Annotated in this window: 2 protein-coding genes; one reads left to right on the top strand and one right to left on the bottom strand. The window is 61.5% G+C overall.

Features of this window, described 5'->3' with window-relative positions; genetic code table 11:
- Positions 1–2,726: S8 family serine peptidase (locus tag ACP5H1_RS08065; protein ID WP_427973905.1), on the top strand; the 2,726-nt coding region annotated here is incomplete at its 5' end.
- A gap of 11 nt (positions 2,727–2,737) precedes the next feature.
- Here the strand turns inward: ACP5H1_RS08065 and ACP5H1_RS08060 are convergent.
- Positions 2,738–3,959, bottom strand: a 1,222-nt coding sequence (locus ACP5H1_RS08060) for a carbohydrate ABC transporter substrate-binding protein (RefSeq protein WP_427973904.1), incomplete at its 5' end; no start/stop codon positions are given.

Here is a 3,959-nt window from a genome sequence, read left to right as displayed (position 1 = left end):
GCGGGGGCATGGGGTACAGCGCCGGCCCCGTGGGGGACGTCAACTACCCGGCCTCCTCCCCCTGGGTCCTAGCGGTCGGAGGTACGACAACGTACCTGGACTTTTACCCCAACGGCAGCGTGAGCTCATATTACAGCACGGCCTGGTCGTCGGCCGGCTTCGTGCCGTACATGCAGAACGCGGGCGGCTCCACGGGCGGCTACAGCGCCTATGAGCCGATGCCGTGGTGGCAGGAGGGCGTGGTTCCTAGGCCTCCCCAGGGCTTCCCCTACGGCAGGGCAGTGCCCGACGTCTCTGCCAACGCTAACATATTCCCAGGCGTCTATGAGGTTACATACAATAACATGACTATAGTGGAGGGGGGCACCAGCGAGGCCTCGCCCCTGACGGCTGGCCTCCTGGCCCTGGTGGAGGGCTACGCGGGCCACGGGCTCGGCCTCATAGCGCCCACGCTGTACGCCATGTACAGGGCCTACCCGGCAGCCATAGATAGGGTCACCTTCGGCTATAGCATACCCTGGGCCGCGTCCAACGGCTACAACCTGGTCACGGGGCTCGGGGCGATAAACGCGGGCCAGCTGGCCTTCGCGTTGAGCAGCAGCGACATAATGGACAGGGTCAAGTCGCTGCTCCCGTCCCTCTCCGTTAAGGTAAACGTCACCGGCGCGCCGAGCGACCTGGAGCTGGTGCCTGGGAATAGGGTGACGGTCATCGCTAACATAACCTACCCTGACGGGGCCCCTGTGACGTTCGGCAGCTTCCAGGTGGCGCTGGAGACCACCCAGGGGGTCGGGCTCACGCAAGGCATGGCATTCAACGGCACCGTCTGGGAGGCGGAGGTGACGGTGCCGGCCAACGTCTCAGGCCCCACGCTGATAGTTGTGAGCGGCTCCTCGGGAGGCCTCAGGGGCGAGTCGTTCATCGAGGGCTTCATAGGCTACTTTGCGTCGTTCGCGTACCCCATCGCCGCGTACCCGTGGGACCCCTCCCTTGGGCTCCCGGTGGAGGCCAACCTGACGTACGTCAACGGGACTCCGGGGCCCCAGATAACCTATAACGTGTCGCTGCTGTACTATAATTATGTCACGAACTCCTACTCGGTTTACAACAGAACTATTGTCGTTCAGGGCAACTTCGCCCAGGGCGTGGTGGCCTTCAGAGCGCCTTATGGCTACGCGCTCATGGAGGCCAGGCCGCCGGCCTTCGGCCTGGTGCCTATGTTCTTCGGGGACAGCCTGCAGGACATGGTAGTCCTCGGCGAGAGCGCCATGATGCCAGGCATAGTTGAGCCGGGCCAGGAGATAGTCGTTATGGGCTACGTGCTGCCGCCCGTTGAGACCATGTTCTTCACCTCCTACAGCACGGGCCTGTCCCTCTTCGACACCATAGCGCTGGGCAGCAACGTCACAGTGACACTTGAGTACCTCAACGGGACCCCGGTGGCATCCTCCCAGGCGTTCTACGACCCGAGCCTGGGCTACTACCTGGGCGCCCTGAGGGTGCCGCAGCTGAGGCCGGGCCTCTACTGGGTCCTGCTCAACGCCTCCTACAACTCCACCACGCTGGGCGGCCTTGTGGAGGGCTACGGGGTTGACATGATATACGTGGGGCAGCCGCTCAACATCAGGGCCTGGGCCATGCCTAGTGAGCCGGCCGAGGGGCAGGAGGTGACCATTTACGCGAACGTCACCTACCAGAACGGCACCTTGGTTAGGTACGGCCTCTTCTCAGCTGTCCTGGTGCCCAAGGCGGACGGCAGCGCCTACTGGCAGCTCGACGGAGAGCTGCAGGCCACGGTGATGCTTTACTACAACTCCACACTTGGACTCTGGGTCGGCAGCGCTGTCATGCCGTCGCTCTACTCGCAGGGGAGCACGGGGCTCTCGGGCCTCTACCTCGGCGAGCCCTGGGCCGCCGTCATCACGGGGACCTCGTTTAACGGCATGCCGTCCAGGTCCGCGGTAAACGTAACTATAATGGAGACCAAGTACGCCTACTACGCCGACGAGACACTCGGGCCCGGCAGCTTCTACCCTTATGACGACCTCTTCTACAATGTTAACATAACTGGCTACAGCGGCCCCATTGAGGACTCCGTCTTCAACGGCACGGTCTACATAGTGGACAGCAACGTGACCCTGGTGAACGTGAGATCCCTGGGCAAGCTCTACTTGGTTAACAGCACCGCGAGGCTGATGGGGTCCCAGCTCAGCTACCTGGGCGTGAGGAGCGGCGTGGTGTACCTCTACGCCTCGGACGTGGTCGACAGGGTGAGCTCCAACGGCACCGTCAACTACGTGCTGCCCAGCAGGCTGATTAACATAATAGAGCTGAGCACCAACACGGCAATAGCCAACCTCAGCAGGCAGCTGAGGTCCATCTACTATTACCTGAGCTCCAGGATATCCAACCTCAACCAGACCGCTGAGGACCTCAGCCTCTCGCTGAGGTACCTGAACAGCTCCGTGTCGCAGTTGAGCGGTGAAGTCGCCAGGCAGTCTGAGGAGCTGAGCTCCAACGTCACCCAGCTAAACTCCCAGCTCCACTTCCTTGGCCAGGAGGTCAACACTACGAGCTCCACGGCCCTTGAGGCGCAGGCCAGCTCCCAGAAGGCCCTGAGGGAGGCAGGCCTTTACCTGGATGCCGTGGCGATCAGCGCGGCCTCAATTATCATTTCAGCGGTGGCGCTGGTAAATACGACAAGAAAAAGCAAGAAGGGTTCGTAGCAGAGGAGCGGTCAGAGCCTCCTCGGCTCTAAGGGGGCGGCTATATAGTAAGGCGCGGGGGCTGCCGCCGCGGTAGTAGTTGTTTTTGTGTAGGCCTCCATGTCCTGGACCCACGCCGCGGCGGCCTGCTGAAGCGCCTGGGAGGCGTTTGTTATCTGCCCCTCCAGGTAGCCTAGCACCTCCTTCTCAAGGGCCGGCTCAAGGGCCGTGGTGCTTATCGAGACCGCAGGTATGGCGGCGTAGGCGTGCTCCGCCGCGTAGTAGGTGGCGTTTATCCACTCCCTCTCATAGGCTGGGAGCGAGGTGTTCTCGAGCAGCATGTGGTACGCCTCCTTTGATATCGGGAAGTTGGTCATGTTGTAGAACGAGGCCACCTGCAGCTGCGGGCTTGCTATAAAGCTCAGGAACTCCAGCGCAGCGGCCTTGTGCTGCGAGTACTTGCTTACGCCGAAGAAAGTGGCGCCGCCGAGGGCGTAGCCTCCAGGCGCCGGGGCGAGCCTTATCTCTGACAGGTTGTTCTTGTTGGTGAAGTAAGAGAGCTGTATCGCGAACATGAAGCCTCCTGGGGCGTACCCGGGCTCCTCCAGCAGGGGCACTATGTTATCATAGGACACCAGGAGCTGGGTGGGCGGCGGCATGTAGCTTACCAGCTGCTTCTGGACCTCAAGGGCCTCAACGCCCGCGGTGCTGTTGAACGCCGGCGGCGGGAAGCCGTGGCCCCACCAGCTCGGCACGCACCCCATGAATAGGTCGCCGTAGAGGGGCATAATGCCCATTACGTTGCCGCAGCTCAGGCTGCTGTTGTGCATGTAGTACCACTCGAAGACGAGGGCGTACGCCTCATAAAGGTCCAGGTCGCCCGGCTGGTCCCAGAGCAGTATGCCGTACTTTGTTATGTTGTGGCTTACGAAGAACTGGTCTACGTCAAGTACCGTGCTCCAGTTGCGCCACGTCCATGGGTTGAGGCTGAAGCCGTACTCGTTGTAGAACTCCTGCTGCAGCGTGGCGTTGTCAAAGTAGTTGGCGTAGTAGGCCAAAAGCATGACGCTGGTCCCCCTGGCCACGCCGTAGGTCACGTTATTTATCGTGCCTCCCAGGGCCTGGACAGGGTAGATCAGGTCCGACTCGTTTATGTAGGTTGAGTTGAGGGGCACCAGGTAGGGTATGAACTCCATGGCGTTGGCTGGCGTGTAGGTTATGATGTCGTACTTGCTCTCCCCGGCCTCCAGCTCC

This window comes from Acidilobus sp. (genome assembly GCF_049973875.1).
In the GTDB taxonomy this organism is placed as follows: domain Archaea; phylum Thermoproteota; class Thermoprotei_A; order Sulfolobales; family Acidilobaceae; genus Acidilobus.
Note: the sequence above shows the minus strand (reverse complement) of the source record. Positions and strands in the feature narration are given on the sequence as shown.